General features: G+C 35.3%; 22 protein-coding genes. 16 read left to right on the top strand and 6 right to left on the bottom strand.

Annotated elements, in window-relative coordinates:
* Nucleotides 1-3: 3 nt before the first annotated feature.
* Nucleotides 4-1,167 carry a hypothetical protein gene (locus tag ACQY56_RS11215; protein ID WP_428737799.1) on the bottom strand — a complete coding sequence of 388 codons (1,164 nt, stop codon included), beginning with the start codon at nt 1,165-1,167 and terminating at the stop codon, nt 4-6.
* 171 nt (nt 1,168-1,338) lie between these two features.
* On the opposite strand from ACQY56_RS11215, the gene ACQY56_RS11210 reads away from it, so the two are divergent.
* From ACQY56_RS11210 to ACQY56_RS11195, 4 genes are read left to right on the top strand one after another with little or no spacing between them, the layout of a single operon-like run.
* Complete coding sequence (locus ACQY56_RS11210) at nt 1,339-2,217, top strand: hypothetical protein (protein ID WP_428737798.1); 879 nt, start codon at nt 1,339-1,341, stop codon at nt 2,215-2,217.
* Nucleotides 2,218-2,260: 43 nt separating this feature from the next.
* Nucleotides 2,261-3,433 carry an efflux RND transporter periplasmic adaptor subunit gene (locus ACQY56_RS11205; protein WP_428737797.1) on the top strand — a complete coding sequence of 391 codons (1,173 nt, stop codon included), beginning with the start codon at nt 2,261-2,263 and terminating at the stop codon, nt 3,431-3,433.
* The gene (locus ACQY56_RS11200; RefSeq protein ID WP_428737796.1) at nt 3,433-6,585 is read left to right on the top strand and encodes an efflux RND transporter permease subunit; all 3,153 of its coding nucleotides are present in this window, start codon (nt 3,433-3,435) and stop codon (nt 6,583-6,585) included. The genes ACQY56_RS11205 and ACQY56_RS11200 overlap by 1 nt, the downstream gene beginning before the upstream one ends.
* The gene (locus ACQY56_RS11195; protein WP_428737795.1) at nt 6,585-7,880 is read left to right on the top strand and encodes a TolC family protein; all 1,296 of its coding nucleotides are present in this window, start codon (nt 6,585-6,587) and stop codon (nt 7,878-7,880) included. Before ACQY56_RS11200 ends, ACQY56_RS11195 begins: the two co-directional genes overlap by 1 nt.
* Here the strand turns inward: ACQY56_RS11195 and ACQY56_RS11190 are convergent, their stop codons facing one another.
* From ACQY56_RS11190 to ACQY56_RS11180, 3 genes are read right to left on the bottom strand one after another with little or no spacing between them, the layout of a single operon-like run.
* The gene (locus ACQY56_RS11190) at nt 7,881-8,702 is read right to left on the bottom strand and encodes a thioredoxin family protein (RefSeq protein WP_428737794.1); all 822 of its coding nucleotides are present in this window, start codon (nt 8,700-8,702) and stop codon (nt 7,881-7,883) included.
* A complete protein-coding gene (locus ACQY56_RS11185) occupies nt 8,699-9,625 on the bottom strand; it encodes an HpcH/HpaI aldolase/citrate lyase family protein (protein ID WP_428737793.1) in 927 nt (308 codons plus the stop codon). The genes ACQY56_RS11190 and ACQY56_RS11185 overlap by 4 nt, the downstream gene beginning before the upstream one ends.
* Nucleotides 9,615-9,965, bottom strand: a complete 351-nt coding sequence (locus ACQY56_RS11180) for a c-type cytochrome (RefSeq protein WP_428737792.1) — start codon at nt 9,963-9,965, stop codon at nt 9,615-9,617. The genes ACQY56_RS11185 and ACQY56_RS11180 overlap by 11 nt, the downstream gene beginning before the upstream one ends.
* Nucleotides 9,966-10,049: 84 nt before the next feature.
* On the opposite strand from ACQY56_RS11180, the gene folD reads away from it, so the two are divergent.
* The 10 genes from folD to metE are packed head-to-tail and all read left to right on the top strand — an operon-like array spanning nt 10,050 to nt 19,121.
* Nucleotides 10,050-10,907, top strand: a complete 858-nt coding sequence (folD, locus tag ACQY56_RS11175; protein ID WP_428737791.1) for a bifunctional methylenetetrahydrofolate dehydrogenase/methenyltetrahydrofolate cyclohydrolase FolD — start codon at nt 10,050-10,052, stop codon at nt 10,905-10,907.
* Nucleotides 10,908-11,819: a signal peptidase I gene (gene lepB / locus ACQY56_RS11170; RefSeq protein ID WP_428737790.1), complete on the top strand. Its 912-nt coding sequence runs from the start codon at nt 10,908-10,910 to the stop codon at nt 11,817-11,819.
* Nucleotides 11,806-12,483: a site-2 protease family protein gene (locus tag ACQY56_RS11165; RefSeq protein ID WP_428737789.1), complete on the top strand. Its 678-nt coding sequence runs from the start codon at nt 11,806-11,808 to the stop codon at nt 12,481-12,483. Before lepB ends, ACQY56_RS11165 begins: the two co-directional genes overlap by 14 nt.
* A gap of 11 nt (nt 12,484-12,494) precedes the next feature.
* Nucleotides 12,495-12,923, top strand: a complete 429-nt coding sequence (rpiB, locus tag ACQY56_RS11160; RefSeq protein WP_428737788.1) for a ribose 5-phosphate isomerase B — start codon at nt 12,495-12,497, stop codon at nt 12,921-12,923.
* Nucleotides 12,924-12,936: 13 nt separating this feature from the next.
* On the top strand, nt 12,937-13,269 hold the full coding sequence (locus tag ACQY56_RS11155; RefSeq protein ID WP_428737787.1) for a hypothetical protein: 333 nt from the start codon (nt 12,937-12,939) through the stop codon (nt 13,267-13,269).
* Between the two features lie 9 nt (nt 13,270-13,278).
* A complete protein-coding gene (locus ACQY56_RS11150; protein WP_428737786.1) occupies nt 13,279-13,827 on the top strand; it encodes an adenine phosphoribosyltransferase in 549 nt (182 codons plus the stop codon).
* A 22-nt stretch (nt 13,828-13,849) separates the two neighbouring features.
* Nucleotides 13,850-15,046 carry a tryptophan synthase subunit beta gene (gene trpB / locus ACQY56_RS11145; protein ID WP_428737915.1) on the top strand — a complete coding sequence of 399 codons (1,197 nt, stop codon included), beginning with the start codon at nt 13,850-13,852 and terminating at the stop codon, nt 15,044-15,046.
* 8 nt (nt 15,047-15,054) lie between these two features.
* Complete coding sequence (locus tag ACQY56_RS11140; protein WP_428737785.1) at nt 15,055-16,452, top strand: leucyl aminopeptidase; 1,398 nt, start codon at nt 15,055-15,057, stop codon at nt 16,450-16,452.
* Nucleotides 16,453-16,467: 15 nt separating this feature from the next.
* A complete protein-coding gene (locus tag ACQY56_RS11135; RefSeq protein WP_428737784.1) occupies nt 16,468-16,806 on the top strand; it encodes a hypothetical protein in 339 nt (112 codons plus the stop codon).
* A 44-nt stretch (nt 16,807-16,850) separates the two neighbouring features.
* Nucleotides 16,851-19,121, top strand: a complete 2,271-nt coding sequence (metE, locus tag ACQY56_RS11130) for a 5-methyltetrahydropteroyltriglutamate--homocysteine S-methyltransferase (protein WP_428737783.1) — start codon at nt 16,851-16,853, stop codon at nt 19,119-19,121.
* Between the two features lie 15 nt (nt 19,122-19,136).
* Here the strand turns inward: metE and ACQY56_RS11125 are convergent, their stop codons facing one another.
* Together ACQY56_RS11125 and ACQY56_RS11120 are read right to left on the bottom strand one after the other, a co-directional pair.
* Complete coding sequence (locus tag ACQY56_RS11125) at nt 19,137-20,786, bottom strand: SulP family inorganic anion transporter (RefSeq protein ID WP_428737782.1); 1,650 nt, start codon at nt 20,784-20,786, stop codon at nt 19,137-19,139.
* A 57-nt stretch (nt 20,787-20,843) separates the two neighbouring features.
* Complete coding sequence (locus ACQY56_RS11120; protein ID WP_428737781.1) at nt 20,844-21,167, bottom strand: MTH1187 family thiamine-binding protein; 324 nt, start codon at nt 21,165-21,167, stop codon at nt 20,844-20,846.
* 113 nt (nt 21,168-21,280) lie between these two features.
* On the opposite strand from ACQY56_RS11120, the gene ACQY56_RS11115 reads away from it, so the two are divergent.
* Nucleotides 21,281-23,362, top strand: a complete 2,082-nt coding sequence (locus ACQY56_RS11115) for a hypothetical protein (protein WP_428737780.1) — start codon at nt 21,281-21,283, stop codon at nt 23,360-23,362.
* 24 nt (nt 23,363-23,386) lie between these two features.
* Nucleotides 23,387-25,447, top strand: coding sequence for a DUF5011 domain-containing protein (locus tag ACQY56_RS11110; RefSeq protein ID WP_428737779.1), 2,061 nt, complete (start codon nt 23,387-23,389; stop codon nt 25,445-25,447).
* The last annotated feature ends 27 nt before the right edge of the window (nt 25,448-25,474 follow it).

The raw sequence follows: 25,474 nt of genomic DNA, 5'->3' as shown, positions 1-25,474 counted from the left end.
GTATTAATTTAAAAAAAGAACATTTTGCCCTACTTCAGAATTCATCAAACCTTTGCTACTATGTCCTACATTTGGAACAACATACAGATGTTGTCGGTTTACAATTCCTCTACCAAAATAGTGCTGTAAATAATTATAATAAACTTGTGCCCTTTCAACGCGATGAGAGCCCTGCATCATGGAGCTTTTACTTTTTCCAAGTGAACTGTTACTTGGATCATTGTCACGACTACCTACAAGGTAAGTAATCTTACTATTTTTATATTGTTTTCGCATTATATCTGGACTTACACGATTTCGTCTGTGTACTTGATAAAGCTTTTTCAAACCATTTCCCCAATAGTTATAATATTTTTCATCCATTTGAGGGACTTCAAAGTGATTAAGAGTCCCTTTTTGCACACGCTCTTTATTAAAATAGACATACGATGATGGAGCCATAACTATATATCTTACATCGAGAGTATTTTTATCAAAACGACTATACGCTGCAAATCTATTGACCATTTGTCCACCCGCTGAATGACCAAAAATAACAACACTACGAAAATTGGGAAAATTATTTGAGCTTACAATCTCATTGATCATCTCATCTAAAATTTCATAAGCGCTTAGAGAGACTTTTTTACCTTTATATAAAGCTTTTGAAGTTCCTCTAAAAGGTGGTACCTTCCAAAAGAGAAAATCTGCTTCTGTTGGTTCTTGTATAAGTGAAGTGATTAAAAACTGTGGTGCTACAATAAGAGTTTCATCTGTTTTTTGAAGTGACTTTGTTAGTGCAGATGTATTATTAAAATACATTTTTGCATCATGATTGGAACTATGTATAGCGATAATCAGTCGTTTTATATGAGGATTGGTTTTATGAATAGGATAATTTGTTTCATAGGGTATGGACGCTTTGATGCCATTTATAAAAAACTCATAGCGTTTCGATGCTATGAAAGGTTGTTTAATCTTATATTTATATTCAAAAGCATCTTTTGTAATTTTTTGTTTTTCAAATTCTTTTCTCGATTCAAAAAAGAGACGAGATTTCGCTTTTCGTGCTTCAATTTCCGCTTGTTCTTGTTTATAAGCATCTGTTTTTTTATAAACACGCCACTCTTCTAAAGTCATAGCAGACAAAGAATACGAGAGAAAAAATATTAAAACTATTTTATACATGGAGGTTTTCCTTAACAAATTTTTACATCATACTAAAACTACAACTGAAATATCTTGAAAAATCTCTGAATTTTATTCTTATTTATTATAAATTACTATTTGAAACAAAAGACTTTTTATTAACATTGATTTGTTATAATCCTACAATAAATCAATAACTACAGGACTCTTTTGAACAGATCAACATTTGCCCTCTTTGTTGCATTACTAATACATTTGGTTTTACTTATGTTTTTCTGGTTACTTGCGACCTATACACCTGAACTAAAACAAACAAAACATCCACAAGAGAAAAAAATCAAAATCTCTCTCAAAGAGCTTCCGAAAAAATATAAAGATTCTGGTTTAACAAAAGAAAAAATTCCAGAGCCAAAAATGGCACCACCAATGCCAAAAGGCTCACAACTCGAAAAAATAGTTCAACAACAAGTTAAACTCAATCCACAACAACCAATGAAAACCCCTACCCTCAATCAACCTAAAAAAGTTGAACAAAAAGTGGAGAAAAAAACACCAAAAACAGAGCCTATACCACCAAATAAACCTTATATTCCACTTTTAGCAAAAGAGGATGTTAATAAAACAAAAGAAATAAAAAAAGAGACACAAAAAGACCCTCTTGCTTGGATGCATGAAGATAAGTCCACAAATGAAATTAAACAAAAGAAAAAAACATATGCAAATGGTGGAAATCTATCACAAAATATTCAAGAACTGTATGGTGAGGAGTTTGGGAAATTAAGCCCAGGACAACAACAATATATCTTAGATAACCAAGAGATTATGAGACGAATAACACAGCAAGTGCTTAATCGTGTAGCGCGTGTAAACTTACCAAGAGACTTACAAGTAAATAAATATAACGTAGTAGAATTCTATCTCCATCCAAATGGCGATATAAGTGATTTTAAATTTTTGACTAAAAGTGGCATCTATGTACTTGATGATACAACTAAAGAAACTATAGAGTACGCATACAGCAAATATCCTCGTCCAAAAGAAAAAACACTTATTCGTTACAATGTATATTATCACTTAGCCAACTATTAATTTTTTTGATATAATTATCAAAATTCACTATAGGCTATTTGTTATGACATTATCAAAATCCATCCTTTTCCTGGGCTGTGTAGGCTTACTTTTGAATGCTTGTTCAAAAGACAACTCACAAGAACAACAACAAGTTCAAACACCACCTTTACAAGTTGAAACGATTACAATTAAGCAACAAGAGATTCCAATTTGGACAAGTTTCACAGGAAAAACAAAAGCAAGTAGTGACCAAGAGATACGTGCAAGGGTTTCTGGGATATTACAAGAGCGTTACTTCAATGATGGAGATTTTGTAAAAAAAGGGCAAAAACTTTTCAAAATAGAACAAGATCAATACGAAGCAGACCTAAAAGCCGCAAATGCTAAAAAAGCGCAAGATGAAGCAGCACTCAAACTTGCAAACGCAGATGTAAAAAGATACGAGCCTTTAGTAAAAGAAGGTTTAGCTCCAAGAGCTACGTTAGAGCAGTATGAATCACAGCAAGATTCTTTAAAAGCTGCGATAGAAGGTGATGCAGCAAAGATCAAACAAGCAGAGTTAAGCCTTAGCTACACTATAATAAAAGCACCTATTTCAGGCAAAATTAGTGCAAGATATGTAGATGTGGGTAACTTGGTTTCAGGTGCTGAATCTACACTACTTACTACGATCACAAGCATCGATCCACTTTATGCTTACTTTTCACCTTCAAATGATGCCTATTTAACATTTCAAAAGTATAAAGATAAAGACAAAGCTTTTGCATTTATTGAGCTAAAAAGCTCTATTGGAGACTTTAGAGAAGATGGCTATGTAGACTTTTCTGACAATATGGTTGATCCTGAAACTTCTACTATAAATATGCGCGCAGTAATTGACAATAAAAAAGGAGACATTCTTCCAGGTAACTTTGTGTATGTAAACATCTATATCAACAAAACAGATACATTTAAAGTCATTCCACCAGAGATCATATTTAACGATCAACTTGGAAAATATGTATATGTAGTTGATCAAAACAACACTCTAAAACGTGCAGATATTGAAACAAGCTATACAACAAAATACTATGTCAATGTCTCAAAAGGTTTAGAGTTTGGGGACAAGGTTGTTATCTCTGGACTTATGAAGTTAAAACCTGATCTTAAAGTCGATCCAACTGATGTAAGCGATACAAAGGGTGTTAAAGCAATTTTAGAAAAAAATGATATGACGATCAAAGAGACAAAATAATGTTTTCCGTTACCTTTATTAAACGCCCTATTCTCGCAATAGTTATCTCGTTAATTATCATCGTATCTGGTTTAGTTTCACTAGCAGTTTTACCGATCTCTGAGTACCCAGATGTAGCACCACCTTCTGTTAATGTGAGTGCTACATATACTGGTGCAAATGCCTATGTTGTTGAAAATACAGTTACACGTGTGTTAGAAGACAAACTTAATGGAATTAAAGGGGTTATCTATATGGATTCCTCTTCCACTTCAAATGGTAGCAGTAGCATCAACGTTTACTTTGAACCTGGGTATGACATAGATATCGGTGCAGTTGATGTGCAAAATAAAGTCTCAACCGCTTCATCTTCATTACCGCCTGAAGTTACACAACAAGGTGTTATAGTAAATAAAAAATCCCCAAGTATTGTATGTTTGATCACAATCACTGGAGATGAGCGCTACGATGCCGCTTTTTTATCTAACTTTGTAAACATCAACATCCTCGATGAGATCAAACGTATCAAAGGTGTTGGAGATGCACAAAACTTAGGGGAGCGAAAATACTCTATACGTGTATGGTTAAATCCTGACAAGATTAAAGAGATGGGTTTAACTCCTATGGATGTTGTAAATTCAATCAAAAGCCAAAACAAACAAGCTTCTATCGGTAAAATTGGGGGCAATCCAAGTTTTGATGATCAAAAGCAGGTATTTACCCTTACAACAGATGGACGACTCAGCAATGTTGATGAGTTTAAAGATATTGTAATCAAGTATAAAAAAGATGGCTCACTTGTAAGACTTAGCGATGTTTCTAGCATTGTTTTGGGGAGTGAAACGTATGACTGGAACTCGATCTCTGCTAAAAAACCAACAGGTCTTATAGGTGTGTATCAATTAGGTGATGCCAATGCGTTAGAGATCAGAGAAAAAATCCAAGAGGCGATGGAAAAACTAGAGAGTCGTTTCCCTGATGGTGTAACCTGGAGTATTCCATACGATACAACAAAGTATGTAAATGTTGCGATCAAAAACGTTGTTGTAAACCTTTTTATGGCAATTGCGCTTGTAATTCTGATCATCCTTATCTTTTTAGGTTCTTGGAGACCGACTGTCATTGCTTCTGTTGCTATTCCTGTTTCGCTTATCGGTGCATTTGCAGCTATGCAAGGAGCTGGTGGCTTTTCTATAAACTTCTTAACTCTCTTTGGGCTGATCCTTGCAATTGGGATCGTAGTTGATGATGTTATCTTGGTTGTTGAAAATGTTGAAGTTTTAATGGAAAAAGAGCCTGATCTCACAATGCCGCAAGTTGTTAAAAAGTCTATGATTGAGCTAATAGGGCCTATTATCTCCACAACGGTTGTACTTGTTGCAGTGTTTGTACCAGTATCTATGCTTCCCGGTATTACAGGCTCACTCTATCAGCAGTTTGCATTAACAATCTCCTTTGCGGTAATGGTATCTTCACTCAATGCTCTTACACTCTCTCCAGCGCTTAGTGCTATCATCATCAAGCGCAGAAAAGAGGGGGAGCAAAAACTTCTATTTTTTAGAAAGTTTGATCAAGTGCTTGATAAGATCACGGAGCTATATACCAAAGCTATCACATTCTTCATCAAAGTGCGCTACCTTGTAGCTATAGGGATTGGTGTTATTTTTTACATCACATACTTTTTATTTACTGCAATCCCTACAGGGTTTGTTCCATCGGAAGATAAGGGTATCTGTATGGTCTCACTCAACCTAAAGCCCGGAACTTCACTTATTGAAACTACCAAAATGAGAAAAGAGGTTGAAGATATTATTTATAGCATTGATGAGATCGAGAATATTGTCTCGATCGATGGTTATAACATCGTTACATCCTCTTTTGACAGCTCGGCTGCTGCTATGTTCGTGTCGTTCAAAGATTGGTCACAAAGAACAGGCAAAGGTCAAGATGTAAATGGAATCATTAAAAAAATCCAAACATTAACTGCAAATATAAGCAATGCTAAAATCGCAGCATTCAACCTCCCTGGAATACCAGGAATTGGTGCAGTTGGTGGGTTTGACTTTAGGGTGCAAGATTATCTCTCAGGTGATCTAGCAACATTTGAAGGGTATGCAAATCAGCTGATCCAAGAGGCTATGAAAGATCCTAGAATCATGTACGCATATACAACATTTTCAAGTAATTACCCGATGTATGATCTTAAAATTGATAGAGAAAAAGCAAATGCTTTAGGTGTTAATATGAGTGATCTTTTCACCACTATGCAAATCTATCTTGGAAGTGTTTATGTAAACGACTTTACAAAATTTGGTAAAGTATTTCGTGTATTTGTTCAAGCAGATAAAGAGTATAGAAGTAAAAAACAAGATATAAACAAACTCTTTGTAAAAAATGCGCAAGGCAAAATGGTGCCTCTTAGTGCCCTAGTTCAAGTAAAAGAGATCATAGGTCCTCAAAACGTGACACACTACAATCTTTACAGAAGTATTCAGATCAACGGTATTCCAAACTATATGCAAGGGTACAGCTCTGGAGATGCTATGAAAGCTATGGAAGAGATAGCGAAGAAAACTCTTCCAAGTAATTATGGTTATGAGTGGTCAGGGATGAGTTATCAAGAAAAACTTGCTGGAAATGCACAAATTTATGTAGTGATCTTTGTAACTTTAGTTGTATTTTTAGTGCTTTCAGCTCAGTATGAATCTTGGATACTACCACTTATGATTCTACTTTCTGTTCCTATGGTTATAGGTGGCGCGGTTGCAGGACTTATCTGGGCACATATGCCACTTAATACCTTCGCACAAGTTGGGCTGGTGCTCTTAGTTGCTCTGGCTGCTAAAAATGCGATCCTCATCGTTGAGTTTGCAAAAGAACAACGTGAGAGTGGTCAAAGCATCATCGATTCTGCCATCAATGCAGGTCGGCTTCGTTTTAGGGCTATTATGATGACGATTCTTTCATTTTTATTTGGTATCTTCCCTCTTGCTTTTGCAACGGGTGCTGGTTCTGTTACACAACAATCGATCGGTATTGTTTTAATGTTTGGTATGGTGGCTGCGACTTTTATATCTACACTGTTTGTACCGGTACTTTATGTACTTTTAGAAAGTATGCGTGAGAAATTTGTCTCAGTTGAAGAAGAGATTGCAAGAAGGGAGTCTATATAATGAAAAAAAATCTTTTACTAAGTCTCTTAGTTGTAGGCTCAATAACATCAACAATGAGTGCCCAAGAGTATACGGTAGATGATCTCATCACAACTTCACTCAAAAACTCTCCAGATATCGCTATATCTCGTGCTAGTTATGAAGCATCGCAAAAGCGTTATGACGCAGCATTTAGCTCATACCTTCCAAAAATTGATCTCAAACTCTCTGGCGGTGTTCGCTCACAAGATGGTGGCATCATCCAAGATGGCCCTGTAAATGATACTCTTTTACTTGGAAAACTCTCTGCATCACAACTTGTATATGACTTTGACAAAACTGGTGGCACTGTTGATACAAGAAGTTTTGAAGTAAAATCATACGATATGGACAATAAACAACAAGTATCTGATAAAATTAAAGATGTTAAGACTGCATACTATGATGTTTTAAAAGCAAAATCACTCATAGATGTTCGTAACGAAGATGTCAAACTCAATGAAGCACAAGTGTATCGATCACAAAAATACTTTGATGCAGGGATTAGAACAAAAATCGATGTATCAGATGCACAGGTATCACTTATAAAATCAAAAATTGCACTTAACAATGCTACATACAATCTTGAATCTACTTACGCGAATTTAGATAAAGTTGTTGGGTTTACAAACACAACACGTGATTATGAAGTTTACTATAAAGAGATAGATTTAGACGCAATAAAAGAGTATTTAAAACAGTACAATTTTTCACTTAAAGAGTGTGTTGAATATGCTTATAACAACAAAGCAGAAGTGATGAGTTATAAGTATCAACTAGAGGCTTCAAAAGCACAAATAGAGAGTATAAATGCAGAGTACTACCCATCTATCTATCTTTATGGTGACTATACAAAACAAAAAATAGATAAACTTAAACAGTATATGCCGCAAGACACATGGCAAACAAGTGTAAATCTTGACTGGAACTTATATCAAGGTGGCTCTACAAATGCGAGAAAAGAGGAAAAAGTTATCAATGCTGATATTGCACAATCAAAACTTGTTTTTGCACAACTACGCATCAAACAATCTGTAACACATGCCTACATCAACCTCGCACAAAAAAAAGACGAGGTGATACTCTCAAAATCTCTTGTAGATGTAAGTAGTGAAAAGTTCGATCAAGCTTCAAAACGTTATGAAAACGGCTTAGCGGACTTTATAGAACTACAACAAGCACGTCAAGACTATATAGATGCTAAAGCAAACCTTGTCAATACTTTTTATGACTACTACATCGCTATAGCAAAACTTGACAATGCTATAGGGAAATAGCTATTTTACAAAGTTTTTTAGGGTATAAATAAATTCATCTTTATTGTTATACCCTGCGATCATTTTTTCACTTTTAAGCGTTTTATAGTTTATAAAGTGAGTGATTGGCGTAAAAGCGATATCTAACTCTTTTGGAAAACCACCTTTTTCTTTGTTAATAATAAGTGGAATGTAGTTGTTTTGAATGATCGTGTTCACCTCTTTTTTACGTAGTACATTCTCTTCAAACTTTCTACACCAAGGGCAATAGTTTGCAACTAATACAAGCAATATGGGCTTTTTAAGTTTTTGAGCTTTTTTTACAGCTATATCATAGTTTGTTTCATATCCAAGTTTTGAAAAATCATCGTTTTTAAGATCAACTTTTTCAATCTTTTTATTCTCTTCCAAATATTGTTCAGAAAATCTATCTAAAAGTACATCAAGAGCATCTTCAAGCTGCTCTACAACCTCATCCTCTTTTGTAAGTTGCAGTACTTCTTTGGAAGAGTATGTAATAGCAAAAGTTTTTTCTTTTGAGTCAATTCGATACACTTGCTCCCCAATATCAAGTTTTACAGTTATAAGTACTTTATTCCCATCAATATGTTTAGAACTAATAAGCAATGCTAAAGCTCTTTGATCGTATCCATCATGCTTAATTTTCAATTCATCTAACATAGAGTTTATCTCTGCCATAGCAGTTTGTTTGAAAGATTTTGGAACCTCTTTTGCTCCAATCTCTACAATGGGATACACACTTTTAATATTACTTAATGTAAACATAGTACTCGCAAATACAGAGCTACAAACCATTATATAAATAACAAAAATTTTCTTCATTCTACATGTTCCTCTAATAATTTTAATGCACCTTTATAGATGGGTTCATCTATAAAGCCATACTCATCATCCACAAAACCAGTTATCCCTTCTGCTTCGTGCATCTCAAAAAGTTTTATAATCACTTTTGCTCGTTTTATCTCTTCTTCTTTATCAACAAATATTTTATTTGCAAGTTCAACTTGTTTTGGGGAGATACACCCTTTTGCATCATATCCCATAGAGTGTTCAAACTCTATCCATTTTGAAAACATCTCTAAATCTCTAAAATCTTGAAAAACAAAGCTTACAGGTTTAACCCGTATCGATCTACAAGTAACTAAAAAGTGGCTCAACATATAGTGCATAGTAGGATTATCCAACTCTATTAAACCTTGGGAAAATCCCATATCTGCAAATAAATCAAGTATACCAAGATAAAATGTATTAACTCTTTTGTTTATAGATAAATTTGCCAAGTTATGCCACGCTTCTGCTGTTTCGATGGAGAGATGCAATTCTATTTCATCTTTTAATAGTGCATGTACAGCTTTAACCTCTGCAGGTGTTTTGATTTTTGGTACACGAATAGCATCTGGCATAAACTGATTAAGATAAGTGATCTCATCATATCCACCCTCATCTAAGGCATTGACACGCACTACTAACTTTTTATCGCATTTTTGCAAACGTGATAGAAAGATAGCACACAAAGCTAATGCAAAAGGCTTTTCCTCTTTACTCACTCCATCTTCAAGATTAAGCATTATACAATCAGCTTCGAGTGATTCTATCTTTGAGAGATGTTTAATGTTATTGCATGAGAGCATCAAAGCGGAGCGAAACTTTTTATTTGCATTTATCTCTCGAACTTTTGGCACAGCTAAAGCATCAAGTGCTTTTAAATCTCTGTTTTCATAGGCTTGTACTATCTCATTTATCATTTTTTTTCTCTTTTTTATCGTTTCTATGCAGATACTTGTAGAGTGCTTCTATCTCACTATCAACTAAAAAATAACGTGGCATTCCATTTTTTCTAACATTCAAAGCTTTATAAAATTTTGGATACGATAATGTATTGATTGCAGGGGCACTAAATGACTTTTCTTTCCCTTTATGCACATAATTTGCTATCAGTGTTCCCTCTCCGTTTTCTCCATGACATTTATTGCATCCTATCCCCCTTGGATTTTTATATAACGACGATGCGTACTCCATAGGAGTTATAAATGTACTCTCACAAAATAGGGAGTTTGTTAGAATTAAAAAGAGTATATATTTCATTATTAGCCTAATATTATTTTAAAAAGGTATAATATCAAAAAATTTATTAGACTTCTTTCCAGAAGTTTCTTTATGGGGTAAAAATTGCAAATTCTTGACGGTAAAGCACTCTCACAAAAAATAGAACAAAATGTAGCATCTGAAGTAACAAAACTGAAAAAAACAACAGGAAGGACACCAGGACTTGCTGTTATCTTGGTTGGAAATGATCCAGCAAGTGCTGCGTATGTTGGTATGAAGAAAAAAGCGTGTGATAGAGTTGGTTTTTACTCAGTAACTCATGAGATGCCAGCAGACATCTCTCAAGAAGCGATAGAAAACACTATCAAAATGATGAATAACAATCCAAATATAGATGGTATTTTGGTACAACTTCCACTCCCTCCACAAATAGATACAACAAAAATTTTAGAACTTGTTGATCCTGCTAAAGATGTAGATGGTTTTCATCCCTACAATGTTGGACGACTTGTAACAAAACTTGATGGATTTGTGCCATGTACACCACTTGGTGTTATGGAATTATTAGCAGAGTATAACATCGATGTCAAAGGAAAGAATTGTTGTGTTGTAGGTGCTTCAAATATTGTTGGTAAACCTATGGCGTCACTACTTTTAAATGCTGATGCTACAGTTGAGATCACTCATATCTTTACAGATGACTTAAAAAAACATACACTTGCAGCAGATATCATCTTAGTGGGTGTTGGTGTAATTAACCTTATCAAAGAAGATATGATTAAAGATGGTGCTATCATCATAGATATTGGGATTAACCGTGCTGAAAATGGAAAACTTGTTGGTGATGTTGATTATGAAAATGTAAGCAAAAAATGCTCATACATCACACCAGTTCCAGGTGGAGTTGGACCTATGACAATTGCAATGCTACTGAGTAATACTCTTAAAGCTGCAAAACTTAACGCACAAGAAGTAAAATAGATGAAACACTTTCTTTTTAAAGCATATAAATTTTCTAATTCATGGACTGGAACACTTGTAATTGTTCTTTTTGTTATCTTTTTTGTTGCACAGGCATTTAGAATTCCAACTGGAAGTATGAAAGACTCTCTTTTAATTGGGGATCATCTTTTTGGAAAAAAATTTTCATATGGTATCCCAATGCCACATATTCCATTTTTGGAAATCTCTTTAATGCCATGGAGCGATAGCCTTAAACTTATGGATGGAAGTACACCAAAACGTGGAGATATCGTAATCTTTCGTCCACCACACAATATAAAAACACACTTTGTAAAACGTTGTGTAGCATTACCAGGTGATGAACTTTTTGTAAGAAACAAAGACTTGTATATCCATCCTAAAGAGGGTGATGAGTGGACTAAAGAGCATTATAAAGGGTATACTTTAGCTCAAGCATATGGAAAAACATGGGTTGTAAACCCTTATTTACACGATCACAAGGGTGTACACCATGACAATAAGATGGCAATTGACTCATACACAATCGTTGATAATAATGGGCAGATTAAAAAATCTATCTCTTTGGAAGAAGCAAAAAAAATCCAACTCAAAAGCGATGAGAGAATGGCACCAACACGTTTACTTATCCCACCAGTGTTTAACACTGATGTGATTCAAGTAGAAGAAGATCATTACTTTATGATGGGTGATAACCGCGATCATTCAAATGATAGCCGTTTTTGGGGAAGTGTTCCGTATGAAAATTTAGAAGGGACTCCTTGGTTTATCTACTTCTCTATCGACAAAAACTGGCGAATCAGATGGGATAGAATGGGAAAAACACCTGAAGATTTAGAACAATCTCCATATATTGATCGAGCAATCAAAGAGCGGGAAGAACAAGACAAAGAGTATTATGGACTTACTTGATATTTTAAAAATAACTACAGCTGTTATAGCACTTGCTATTGCAATCATTGGGCATGAGATCATGCATGGTTGGGTTGCAAATATATATGGAGATTCAACTGCAAAAAATGCTGGACGACTTACAATCAATCCAATCTCTCATGTAGATTTAGTAGGGACTATTTTAGTACCACTAATGATGTACTTTTTACCTATGCTTATGGGTGCTGATAGTGGGTTTTTATTTGGCTGGGCGAAACCAGTACCAGTCAATATGTTAAAAGTGATAAACCGTGGTGGTTACAATGCAGCTATGCAAGTTGATTTAGCTGGAATAGTCTATAACTTTACACTCGCAGCTTTTGCAGCAGTAGCGATTAGTGCAATGGCCGCCCCAACAACAGATGATAGCATGGTTTACATCTTTGTGTATCTTTTGGCTACACAACTACTTATCATTAATGTAGTTTTAGGAGTATTTAATCTGCTTCCTATTCCACAATTTGATGGGGCACATTTTATTGCACACTTGGCATTAAAATTTAGAAAAGTGGAAATTGCTGAGTTTTTCTATAAATATGAGAGATATGGCATAATTATAGTACTTATTATTTTAATGACACCATTGAGTAAATATCTTATATTTTTGCCAGTGCAAACTATCATTGGTTTATTATTATCTTAAAGGGAGAATATATGAAGTTTTATATTGCAACAGATCATGCAGGATTAGACCTAAAAAACTGGACTGTTGAATTTTTAAAAGAAAAAGGTCATGAAGTGATTGATATTGGACCTTTTTCAAAAGATAGAGTTGACTACCCTGATTATGCACACAAAGTTGCTTCAAGTGTTTTAGAAGATACTGGAAGCCAAGGGATTCTTATCTGCGGTAGTGGGATTGGTATGAGTATGGCTGCAAATCGCCATGAAGGAATCCGTGCGGCACTGTGCCACGATGCATATACTGCAATGGTTGCACGTGGACACAATGATGCGAACATTCTTTGTTTTGGGGAACGTATTGTAGGTCTAGGAGTTGCAGAGTCTATCATTAATTCATGGCTGGAAAGTGGTTTTGATGGTGGCAGACACTGCCAACGTGTAGAAAAAATAGAATTATAAGGAAGACACCGCTATGTTTTGGGAATGGTCACTTTTAACTATACTTTCAATTGTTTCAATTTGGCTTTTTGTCAAAATGTTTTACTTTAAAAGCATCACAAATAAAGAGCAACGTAGTAATGATTTGATGAAACTTACTTTGCAAGAAGCAGAGATACTCATTAGAAAGTATCAAATTCAGCTACAACGTGCACTTGGGAATGTAGACATCTTAACAGAAGAGTTATCAAAACTCAGAAATGAGCTAAAAGTATTAAAATCAAGAAACTCAAAACATAGACAAGAGGTGGATCGCCTTAATTCAAAAATTAAAGCCCTAGAGGGTCGTATAGACGCATTACTGTAAGGATTTACAATGTTAAAACTTAGTCAAACAGAAAAACATATAATAGAAAATTCGATTAGAGATATTAAAGATTTCCCAAAACCTGGGATTATCTTTAAAGATATAACAACTTTACTCAATGATAAAGAAGCATATGGTGTTTTAATGAACCATTTATATCAACGCTACAAAGAGTATGGGCTTGATTATGTTGCAGGTATTGATGCACGTGGTTTTATTTTTGGTGCAGCACTTGCACAAATGTTAGGCGTTGGTTTTGTTCCAATTAGAAAAAAAGGAAAACTTCCATATACAACTATCTCTGAAAAATACTCACTTGAATATGGTGTAGATGAGATTGAAGTACATATAGATGCATTTGGCAAAGATAAAGGTGCTAGAGTACTTGTTATAGATGATCTTATAGCTACTGGTGGAACAGCAGGTGCAGCAGCAACGTTGGTAAACCAAACAGGTGCAAATTGTGTAGAGTGTTGTTTTGTTATAGGACTTACATTTTTAGATGGTATAAAAAATCTAGAACAAAAAACCCAAGTTTATAGTGTTATAGAAGTTTAATTTAATGAAAGAAGAAAATTTTATGTATATCCCAACTGCTTCAAAGTTTGATCCAGACGATAATGGACATTTTGGTATTTTTGGAGGACGTTATGTCCCTGAAACATTGATGCCAGCACTCCTCAAATTGCGAGAGGAGTACGATGCTATCCGTTTTGATAAAGATTTTTGGGCTGAAGTTGATTACTATTTAAAAGATTATGTTGGTCGCCCTAGCCCACTGTACTATGCTGATAATATCTCAAATGAGCTTGGTGCAAAAGTCTACTTTAAACGTGAAGACCTTAACCATACAGGTGCACATAAAGTCAACAATGTGATCGCTCAAGGACTTATGGCAAAACGTTTAGGATACAAAAAAGTTATTGCAGAAACTGGTGCTGGGCAACACGGTGTAGCAACAGCAACTATCGCTGCCCTACTTGGTTTAGAGTGTGAGATATTTATGGGTGCAAAAGATGTTGCACGTCAAGAGCTTAATGTTTTTCGTATGAAACTTTTAGGGGCCAAAGTAAATGCTGTTGAGAGTGGAAGCCGCACACTGAAAGATGCTATGAATGATGCCATTCGCCACTGGGTTACAAATGCTAGAGATACTTTTTACATCATAGGTACTGTTGCGGGTCCACATCCATATCCATTGATGGTTCGTGATTTTCAAGCTATTATTGGCTGGGAAGCTCGTGCACAAATACTTGAAAAAGAGAATCGTCTTCCAGATCATGTAATCGCATGTATCGGTGGTGGGAGTAATGCTATTGGGATGTTCCAACACTTTTTAGAAGATGAAGGTGTTGAGTGTATAGGGATCGAAGCTGGTGGACTTGGGATTGAAGATAAAAATGGATGTTCACTAAAAAAAGGTCGCCCTGGAGTCCTTCATGGTCAAATGTCATATCTTTTACAAGATGAAGATGGACAAATACTTGAAGCTCACTCTATCTCTGCTGGACTTGATTATCCTGGAATTGGACCTGAACATGCTTTTCATAACGATAACGCAAGTGTAAAATATGACTATATTACAGATCAAGAGGCGTTAGATGCATTTGTATGGTTAAGTCGTAAAGAGGGAATAATTCCTGCATTTGAATCTTCACACGCTGTAGCATATCTAAAAAAACTGCCAGATATTAAAGATAAAATCATTATCGTGAACCTCTCAGGACGTGGCGATAAAGATATGATACAAGCAAAAGATATATTACATTTTGACTAGGGAAAAATATGAAAATTGAATTAGTAACCAATACCACAAGTGATGTAAGTGTTTTATTTTTAACAAAAGATGAAATTAAAAAAAGCAAATACAAAACAACTTTAGAAAAAGCAAACTTTGAAGCTGCTCAAGACAGCATCTGCTTTTTGTATGAGCAAGATGTTTTATTTGTTGGAATTGAAGAGAAAAATGATGATTCTCTAAGAACTGCAACTACTGTTGCAATCCAAACACTCAAAAGTTCAAATGCAAAATCTGCATCTTTTAATGTAGCAAAAAACTCTATCAAACCTATAGTTGAAGGACTTATTTTAGGTGGATATGAGTTCAATAAATACAAATCTGAGACAAAAAAACCTGCACTCAAACGTATTGATTTAGAGTGTAGAAACATCAAAACTTTGATGAGTGATTTTGAAGAGGCGGTTATCGTTGCAGAAGCAACATGTTTTACACGTGATATTGTAAATACAATTCCTGAAGATATTCATCCAGAAACTTTAGCAAAATTAGCTAAAAACCTTGCAAAAGAGAATGCTTTAGAGTGTGATATTTTAGATGAAAAAGCACTCAAAAAAGAGAAATGTCTCTCTATGCTTGCAGTTGGTCGTGCATCACGTCATGAATCTCAACTTATCCACCTTGCTTACAAACCAAAGAAAAAAGCGAAAAAAGTGGTTACACTTGTTGGAAAAGGTTTAACATACGATAGTGGTGGACTTAGCTTAAAACCTGCTACATCAATGGTAACTATGAAAATGGATAAAGCTGGTGCTTGTGCAGTACTTGGGATCATAAAAGCTATAAGTGAATTAAAACTTGACATTGAGGTACATGCGTTTGTTGGTGCAGTTGAGAACATGATCGGTGGTGATGCATATAAACCTGATGATGTGCTAACAACTCGTAGCGGACAAACTGTAGAGGTTAGAAATACAGATGCCGAGGGGAGACTTGTTCTTTGTGATGTACTAGATTATGCACAAGAGAAAATAAAAGCTGATTATATCTTTGATTTTGCAACACTTACTGGTGCATGTATGGTGGCCCTTGGTCAATACACAACAGGAGTAATGGGACATTCAAATGCTCTTAAACATGCTTTTTTTGATGCTGCAAATGATTCTGGAGAGTTAATCGGTACACTGCCATTTAACCGCCATCTTAAAAAACTTCTTAAAAGCGATATAGCGGATACTTCAAACGTTTCTAGCAAACCTTACGGTGGTGCTATCACAGCAGGTCTGTTTTTAGATAAATTTATCAAAGATGAAAACAAAGATAAATGGCTTCACTTTGATATAGCTGGAAGTGCTTATACTGAGGCACCTTGGGATTGTAACGTTTATGGTGCAACTGGTGCTGGTGTTAGACTCATGAGTAGTTTTATAAAAAATCTTAAATAATTAGGAAAAAAGTTTATGCTTCGTGGTTTTGGAAAAAGATATTTTACTTTAGCATCTATTCTTGCTTATAGCGTGAGCCCACGTCTACATGCACAAACTACTTGTTTTAGCTCTCTAACATATTATTATATTTCTACAGAGATTGAAGATGAAGAGTCTCCTCCAAATGAAGAGCTACTTCTTACAAATTCAATTTTACAACAAAACAAGGCGTGTCACTGTAATTGTATATTTAAAAAACGTATACGCCTGATCCTTTTACTCAACCATTTTATTCCACGCTGCCCATTTTATACAAAATATTTTGCATTTCGCCGAACTGGTGTGCACCCTCCACTACTTTTTCTTTTCTAATTTATCTTTACAAAACAAAAAATAATTTATTAAAGGATACAGTAATGTCAAAAAGTTATATAGTAGGGTTTCCTCGTATTGGAGAACAAAGAGAGTTAAAAAAAGCGTTAGAAAGTTTTTGGTCACAACAAAGTGACTTTTCAACACTAGAAAATGAAGCAACAGTGCTAAAAAAAAGACATTGGCAATACCAAAAAGATGCTGGAATTGAGTACATCAGCTGTAATGATTTTTCATACTATGACAATATGTTAGATACCTCTTTTCTCTTAGGTGCGATTCCTAAACGTTTTCAACACTTAAAAGATGAATCATGTTATTTTGCAATGGCTCGAGGGGATAAAGAAAATGTAGCAATGGAGATGACAAAATGGTTTAACACTAACTACCATTATATAGTCCCTGAACTTTGCATTGATGATATTTATAAATTAAATGCCACAAAAATCATCTCTGAGTACACAGAAGCTAAAAACTCTGGTATACAACCAAAAATAAACATCATAGGTCCACTCACTTATCTAGGACTCAGTAAACGTGTTGATGGTGGAAATCCCTATGAATTATGGGGTAAAATTTTAGTAGTGTATGAGGAGTTATTTGCAGAAATTTCAAAACTCGACAATGAGATAGTTGTACAAGTTGATGAGCCGATTTTTGTCAAAAATATCTCTCAAGAGGTATCTGATCTTATACAACCAACTTATAATCAACTTTGTAGTGTGAGTAATAATATCAAAATTGCAGTTACGACATATTTTGAACACTCATGTGAAGCGACAGAGCTCCTTGTTCAAACACCAATTTGGGCAATAGGACTTGATTTTATACATGGAAAGAAAAATCTGCACTCCTTAGATACTATTAAACAAAGTGGAAAAAAACTTATTGCAGGTGTTGTTGATGGACGAAATATTTGGAAAAATGATCTAGTTTCGAGTGTGAAGCTTCTAAAAACAATATCTAGAGATATTGCACAAGAAAATATCATTGTCTCTTCTTCATGTTCATTGTTGCATGTACCTTTTACACTTCGTTATGAGACAACTATGGATAAAGAACTCAAATCATGGCTGAGTTATGCACAGGAAAAACTAGAAGAGATCAACTTAATCGCAAAAATATTTTTTGATGAGCCTTTAGATGTAGATAACAAAATAACTATCAAAAACAATATGCTTGATATTGGTTCAAAAACAATCTCTACACGTATCAACAATAAAGATGTACAATCAAGAGTCACATCCCTTACAAAGTTTCAAAGAGATGGGGAGTATCAAGAGCGTATCAAGATACAAAAAGAGACTCTAGGTTATGGGGATTTAGCGACAACAACAATAGGTTCATTCCCACAAACTCCACAGCTTAGAGAAACAAGACAACAATACAAACAAGCTCAAATCTCAAAAGAGGCATATGAGAAAGAGATATGTAACTATATAGATGAATGTATCAAAGTTCAAGAGGAGTGTAATTTAGATGTTCTAGTGCATGGAGAACCTGAACGTAACGATATGGTTGAGTATTTTGCACAACAACTTGATGGATTTGCATTTAGTCAAAATGGCTGGGTACAAAGTTATGGAAGTAGATGTGTAAAACCTCCATTTATCTATGGGGATGTCAATCGTCCAAAGACTATGACTCTGCAATGGATACAATACGCACAAAGTAAAACGCAAAAAATTGTTAAAGGGATGCTCACAGGACCTGTAACGATTCTCAACTGGTCCTTTGTACGTGATGATATACCAAGAGGTGAAGTTTCAAAACAAATTGCACTAGCAATCAATGATGAGGTAAATGATCTACAAAATGGCGGGATAAAAATTATCCAAGTTGATGAAGCGGCTTTTAAAGAGGGGTACCCCCTTAGAAAAGAGAATATTCCCGAATATGAAACATGGGCTGTAAGAGACTTTAAAATAGCGGTATCAAGTGCTTATAAACAAACACAGATTCATACACATATGTGTTATAGTGATTTTAATGATATTATCAAAACAATTGAAGCAATGGATGCTGATGTTATCTCGATAGAAACAGCTCGAAGTGGGAATAAACTGCTTAAAATATTTAAAGAGATAGGCTACAAACAAGAGATAGGTCCAGGGATTTATGATATCCACTCACCAAGAGTTCCAAGTATAAAAGAGATGGAAGATCAAATAAGAGCACTTTTAGAAGTCTTACCTAAAGAGCAACTTTGGATCAACCCAGATTGTGGTTTAAAAACTAGAAAATGGGATGAAGTTATACCAAGTCTCAAAAACATGGTACAAGCTGTGCAAAACGTGAAAAACGAGCTTTGCTAACACTCAAGGTGGAAGTTACTCTTCCACCACACTTACTAGTCTTTTTGCATGTTCAACTGCACGAGGAAAAGTTTTATGCATACTACTCTGTCCTATTAGCTCAACAACTTTATGTTTTTGTAAATCTTTAAATACCTCGTTATTTGTTCCAGAGGTTAAAATATGTATCTGATTTTCTCTGAGTAATTGAAGTGCTTCTTTAAAATTATGCAAAGCAGTTGCATCTATAAAACTTACATAACGCATACGGATGATAAGTACCTTTGCACTTATTCCACAGTTGTGAATCTGTTCAGCGTATTGTTTTGCAGATGCAAAAAATAAAGGTCCACCAATCTCATATACTGCTATACCAGTAGGAAGATTTTCATAATTATCAATGTCATCTGGGTCATCACTTTTAACAAGTAAATTTCCATCAACATTTGCCATTCTTTTCATTAAAAGTAGTGATGAGAGGACTATACCCACTTGAATTGCAACTGTTAGATCAATGATAATTGTTAAGAAAAAAGTACAAAGTAAAATAATGTAATCATAAGGGGAACCTTTTAGGATAGATAAAAATGCCCGCCACTCACTCATACCATATGAAACTACGATTAAAATCCCAGCCAAAGTTGCCATTGGGATTATTTTTGCAAAGTCTATAAAAAAGAGCATTATTAAAAGAAGTACAATAGAGTGAGTTATCCCTGCTATTGGAGTTCTTGCACCATTTTTTACATTAGTTGCAGTCCGTGCAATGGCTCCTGTTGCTGCAATTCCTCCAAAAAAAGGAGTGACAATATTTGCTATACCTTGTGCTATAAGTTCCGTGTTTGAGCGGTGTTTACTTCCTATCATTCCATCTGCAACAACGGCTGAAAGAAGCGACTCTACCCCTCCTAAAAGTGCGATGATAAATGCCGGAACTATATAAGTAGTAAGATCACTAAATTCAAAATTTGGCACTTTCAATTCAATCTCATTTGAGATATTGCTAAAAAATGTTTCAATCGTAGTAACTGGAAAATCGAAAAACCAAACTCCAAGTGTTGTCACTATGATAGCAAGAAAAGAACCTGGAATTTTTGTCGTTATTTTTTTTGAAAAGATAGTGATAAGGATAGTTATAAGTGTAATGGTAATAGCGTAGAAATTTATAGAATGAATATGTGTAAAATAAAGATTCCACTTAAGAAAAAAATCGGATGGAACTTCTGCAATATCAAGTCCTAGTGCATCTTTTATCTGTGTTGAAAAGATCACTACAGCTATACCACTTGTAAAACCAATGATAAGTGGTTGTGGAAAGTACTTTAAAAGCCCACCAAATTGTAACAATCCAAAAATGACTAAAATAACTCCAGCTAAAATGGTTGAGATTAAGAGTCCATCTATGCCGTATTGCTCTAAAATAGCATACAATATTACAATAAATGCACCAGTGGGTCCACCAATTTGTACCTTACTCCCACCTAAAAATGATATAATAAACCCTGCTACAACAGCAGTAATTATCCCTTTTTCAGGGGAAACTCCAGAAGCTACTGCAAATGCAATTGCCAATGGTAAAGCCACAATCCCGACAATAATACCTGCCATAACATCAGTAAAAACTTGTTCTTTAGATATACCTTGTTTTATAAGCGTGAAAAGTTTGGGTGCAAAAAGATTTGCCACTAGATAATTCTCCTAACGAAATTGGCGCAATTATATAGTATTTATTATTAAAAGTTATTATTTCTCAACTTCTCTTTGTAAATGTGCTTCAACAGACTCTATCTTTGTTCTTAATCTATTGGCACTATTATGTCGAATATCAAATTTTAAAGAGCTATATACACGTTCACAATCTTTTACCTGTTCATACGCTAACTCTATTATCTCTAGAGCTTCTTTCATAGTTGCAGTTTCTATAATAGTTCCCATTGGTGTGAGTTTATAAGCTACACCACTCTTATCGATAGCATCTAAGATTTTCGCAACTTGCTTTGAAACAGATGCCCCCTCCCGACAATTATCACTTGTTGGAAACATCGCAAACTCTAATAATACACTCATAAAACTCCTTTTTGAAACTTTAGCAGTTTTTAGTAATTTTAAACTATTATTCTTAGTATTTTGTAATAGTTTAGATATAATCAACAAAATTTATATTATTTATAAGGTTTTGGATGTTTTCTCTTAGGTTGGTATCTGTCATACTATTATTTTCACTCTTTTTTTTAAGTTGTGGTGGCGGAGGCTCTAGCTCTGATACATCAACTACTAAAACTAATACCTATTCACTCGATACAGATGGTTGGACTGATCTTAATTCATTTTTAGTCGCAAGTGATGGGAGTTATAGTTTGGGAGACCCTTCCACTTCCTTTAACTCGACACGGGATCAAGGAAGCAAAATTGTTTTTATTGATTCAACCAATGGAGACAATGATACTGCTGATGTTTATTGGTGGGATGGAGAGAACATAGTTGATTCTAACGGAAGCACTATGAATGATAGCAACACGACATACGGAACCGATCCACTCCATCCAAACGAATCTGCGATCAAGCCATTTAAAAACCTCAATGTTCCTGATTCAGATGAGCGAATTGTTACGCAAGACGGTATGGAAAACTTTGATGAGATGGCTGGAGGGTACCCTGATTGGTTCTTATTTCGCCGTGGTACAACTGTGAGCTCTTTTAGTCATTATTTTACGGGTGGACGCAGTGAAGCCGAACCAGCTGTATATGCAGGGTATGGACCACTTAGCGATGGTCGCGTTATCTATAGCCCAGATGAAAATGCTTCAGGCGGGTTAAACGGTAAAACTGGGAGCTCTACAAAAGCAAGATGGTTGCATCATATCGTTGCCAACTTTGAAATTCACAGCACATACGGTTACATTGAGAGCAATATTGTTTTTTCAGCAAATGACGGAGGGGCTGTCACTGCTAGACTTGAGGATTGTTATTTTCCACCGATGGAGAGTGGAGGAATTGTCTTTCCTCCAATGAAAACAACTATCTACCGTACTATTATAACTGGTCGCTGGGAGAGTAATGCATCTGTACATGTACAAGGATATTTCACTGGCGGGAGTGATGCCCAAACAACTTTTGAAGAGGTAATTTTTTATAAAAACGGTTTTCATGGTGATACACTCACACAAGTTGATCCCCCTTACGATAAATTTTCACGTAATATTTATCAAGGTGGCGGGGCACAGATGGGACATACCTATAGTAATATCATCAGTGCAGACGGTGGTTCAGGTGGTCCACAGATGCGCCTTGGCGGGACACTCGAAAACAGTCTGATTTTAGAAGGGTATTTTTACAGTTCAACTTCAAGCAATGGGCATCAAAATGACTGGCTTATCAATGGTGCACAAAGTGGACAATCTGCTAAAGTTATCAATAATGTACAACTTGTCTACGCATTCCCAACTCCAAATGATCCCGATACCAATGGAAATTCTGATACAAGTGCACAAGCTAGTACTGGCTACACACTTCAAGGTGCCTCATTTGGAGCACTTATTGATGGAAATATCATCTCTGCTGCAATGTTAGAAGATGATTTAGGGACTACAACAGGTAAAGCGGGTCTTAGTATCTCTTTTGGCGTAGAATCTGATACAAATCAAACTGTTTCATACTATCAAAAAAACAATACGATTAGCAATAACATTGTTTATAAAATGGGGAAAGGTTTAAGTTTAGATAAAAATGCTTCAGAGGTAAAAGGAATAAATATTAATAATAATGTCTTCGTGTGCGATACCCCTATAGAAAATAAAACTACTGATCTTGCAAACACTACTCAAATCAATGTGAATAATAATCGCTTTTATTCATCCTTATCAAGTACAACCCTACCGACAGGCAACTCTTTTGCAACATCAAATACCCTCTCTACTTCACAAAGTGCCTTAAATGCGGCTACTACCGAGGGGTGGAGTGATCCAGATCGTACACTTAAGCGATATGTGACGGAGGAGTTAGGATTAACTTTGCTTGATTGGACTGATGATCCTTATCTGAGCGATGCAGATAAAATAGCACATGCAAGTGAAATATATGACCCTACAGGGGTAAAAACATTTATGGCAGTTGCAACACATATGCGCCAAGGTGGAACAGATGTGATTCCAAGTAGTGGTAAACCAAGTCTCACTGGTGATTACCCTTGGGATGAACGCTTCACAGGTAAAGCGGTTGTAAACTGGATACGTACTGGCTTTGGGCTGGATAGTGTTGAATAATTATAAAGAAAAAGGGAAATACAAATGAAAACAAAACTAATAATAACTCTGTCACTTACTTTATTACTTTTAGGATGTGGTGGCGGAGGTTCTAGTTCTTCTGAAAACCAAAGTGCTACAAATACAGCTCCAACACTTACTTTAAGTGGAGCTAGTGAGATTCAAATTACTGTTGGAGATACCTTCAGTGATCCTGGAGTAAGTGCTTATGACACTCAAGATGGCAATATAACAGCAAGTATCCAAACAAACTCAACACTTGATACAAGTACTATAGGTAACTACATTATAACTTATTCTGTCACTGATTCTAATGGAAATGAAGTTACTTTAGTTCGACATATCTCAGTGGTTGCACAAAACCAAGAAAACTATGTCGTGAGTTGGGAAAATAATTTTACTATACCCTCTCAAGATGCAAATGGTTGGTCAATTTTAACGCCATCAGCTGATTCTCACATCCTCTATGTAGCTAATGATGGGAATGATACTACTGCAATTATTTACGATGCAAACGATTCTAACCTTGGTAGTGATGTTTTTCATCCAACAGGTACAATCTATCCCTATGCTACAATCGAAGCCGCAGAGGAGCAAATGCGTACAGGGTATCCAGATTATATGCTTTTAAAACGTGGAGATAGTTGGGAGCCTACAACAAGTATCTGGCTAACGTATGGTCGTTCAGCCAATGAACGTGCTGTTGTTGGTGCATATGGTGACGTCAATGATGAACGTCCTTTAATTCTTAATGCAGGTTTTGTACTCAATAAAAGTGGTTATTTAGCTCTTTTAGACATCCATGCTAATGCTGATGAAAGAAACCCTGATTCTACAAACTTTTTAGGCTTTGATAATATAGGAAACCCAAACGGTATTGGTGGTACTTTATACAATGCTTACGGTGGTTTTTTAATAGAAGGGTGTTGGTTTGAATGGTTTGGTGGTAACTCTATGCAAACATATAGTTTCGATGGAGAAGGAGATCCTATTCCTGTTCCAGACATCATCATTCGTCGTAATATTATCAACAACAACTATTCAACTGCAGCACATTCTCAAGGACTTTTTTCATCATGGACTTCGATGCTACTTGAAGAGAATATTTTTGATCATAATGGCTGGTATAAACAAGGCAAAGACAACAATAAAAGTGAAGGTCAAGCAACTATGTTTAATCACAATACCTATTTTCCGGAAAGTAGAAATACTATATTTAGAAACAATATCTTTTTAAGACCTTCTAGTATCGGAAATAAATTCACTTCCAATACAACAGTAGATGAAAATATACCAAATCAGATCAGAGCATGGAATATTTTAGTTGATAACAATCTATATGTAGAGGGTGAAATAGGTATTAGTCTTGGTGGAAACAAAGACCAAGATGACGGTCCACGATGGAAAGACATCTATGTTACAAACAATGTTCTGCAACATCTAGGACGTATGCACCATACCCAAAGAGACCTTGGTTGGGGACTTGGAATTAATGATTGGCAAGGTGGTTTAGTCAAAGGCAATATATTTTCTTCATGGGGGGAAGATGGAGCACTCAATAACTATGCTATAGATGTTATAGGTGATACGAGTAATGTAGATATAACAGATAACATTGTTTATAACCTTATCAGTAGTGGCACACTTATACGGTTTGATGGTTACGATACTATAACTTCATTTCGTTTTTTTAATAATGAGCTTTATGGGGTTGATGATCCGTATAGCCTACGTCCTGGTCGTCTTTTAAGCTACAGTGTTAATGCTGGGATAGGTAATCTTTATGATAATTATTTATATTCTGAAGTATCAGATCAAACAAAATGGTTTAGTGGTCAAGGGGAAAACTATATGAGTCTTGAAGATTATCGCACTTACACAAATGACACAACATCACTTGCCCAGACGCGTAATTATGTTGATGCTAACCGCACTATAGAAACCTACCTTGATTCACTCGGGTATAACACAGATATGGAAAGTTTTGTAGTGGAGCTCAAAAAACAGTCTAAAAGTAACTGGCGTAGTGCTTTTACATCTCCTATAATCAATAATTATATTCGTTCAGGGTTTGAAGTGAAATAACTTCAATCCTTGTTACTAAAAAATTAC

It is taken from the genome of Sulfurimonas sp., assembly GCF_050296975.1.
Taxonomy (GTDB): Bacteria; Campylobacterota; Campylobacteria; order Campylobacterales; family Sulfurimonadaceae; genus Sulfurimonas.
Note: the sequence above shows the minus strand (reverse complement) of the source record. Positions and strands in the feature narration are given on the sequence as shown.

Excerpts from the sequence above, each read along its gene's own strand:
- ACQY56_RS11195 (WP_428737795.1), top strand. The coding sequence starts at position 6,585 with ATGAAAAAAAATCTTTTACTAAGTCTCTTAGTTGTAGGCTCAATAACA.
- ACQY56_RS11135 (WP_428737784.1), top strand. The coding sequence starts at position 16,468 with ATGCTTCGTGGTTTTGGAAAAAGATATTTTACTTTAGCATCTATTCTT.
- ACQY56_RS11150 (WP_428737786.1), top strand. The coding sequence starts at position 13,279 with ATGTTAAAACTTAGTCAAACAGAAAAACATATAATAGAAAATTCGATT.
- ACQY56_RS11200 (WP_428737796.1), top strand. The coding sequence starts at position 3,433 with ATGTTTTCCGTTACCTTTATTAAACGCCCTATTCTCGCAATAGTTATC.
- ACQY56_RS11165 (WP_428737789.1), top strand. The coding sequence starts at position 11,806 with ATGGACTTACTTGATATTTTAAAAATAACTACAGCTGTTATAGCACTT.
- ACQY56_RS11190 (WP_428737794.1), bottom strand. The coding sequence starts at position 8,702 with ATGAAGAAAATTTTTGTTATTTATATAATGGTTTGTAGCTCTGTATTT.
- ACQY56_RS11120 (WP_428737781.1), bottom strand. The coding sequence starts at position 21,167 with ATGAGTGTATTATTAGAGTTTGCGATGTTTCCAACAAGTGATAATTGT.
- trpB (WP_428737915.1), top strand. The coding sequence starts at position 13,850 with ATGTATATCCCAACTGCTTCAAAGTTTGATCCAGACGATAATGGACAT.
- lepB (WP_428737790.1), top strand. The coding sequence starts at position 10,908 with ATGAAACACTTTCTTTTTAAAGCATATAAATTTTCTAATTCATGGACT.
- ACQY56_RS11115 (WP_428737780.1), top strand. The coding sequence starts at position 21,281 with ATGTTTTCTCTTAGGTTGGTATCTGTCATACTATTATTTTCACTCTTT.
- rpiB (WP_428737788.1), top strand. The coding sequence starts at position 12,495 with ATGAAGTTTTATATTGCAACAGATCATGCAGGATTAGACCTAAAAAAC.
- metE (WP_428737783.1), top strand. The coding sequence starts at position 16,851 with ATGTCAAAAAGTTATATAGTAGGGTTTCCTCGTATTGGAGAACAAAGA.
- ACQY56_RS11140 (WP_428737785.1), top strand. The coding sequence starts at position 15,055 with ATGAAAATTGAATTAGTAACCAATACCACAAGTGATGTAAGTGTTTTA.
- ACQY56_RS11110 (WP_428737779.1), top strand. The coding sequence starts at position 23,387 with ATGAAAACAAAACTAATAATAACTCTGTCACTTACTTTATTACTTTTA.
- ACQY56_RS11205 (WP_428737797.1), top strand. The coding sequence starts at position 2,261 with ATGACATTATCAAAATCCATCCTTTTCCTGGGCTGTGTAGGCTTACTT.
- ACQY56_RS11215 (WP_428737799.1), bottom strand. The coding sequence starts at position 1,167 with ATGTATAAAATAGTTTTAATATTTTTTCTCTCGTATTCTTTGTCTGCT.
- ACQY56_RS11185 (WP_428737793.1), bottom strand. The coding sequence starts at position 9,625 with ATGATAAATGAGATAGTACAAGCCTATGAAAACAGAGATTTAAAAGCA.
- ACQY56_RS11180 (WP_428737792.1), bottom strand. The coding sequence starts at position 9,965 with ATGAAATATATACTCTTTTTAATTCTAACAAACTCCCTATTTTGTGAG.
- ACQY56_RS11155 (WP_428737787.1), top strand. The coding sequence starts at position 12,937 with ATGTTTTGGGAATGGTCACTTTTAACTATACTTTCAATTGTTTCAATT.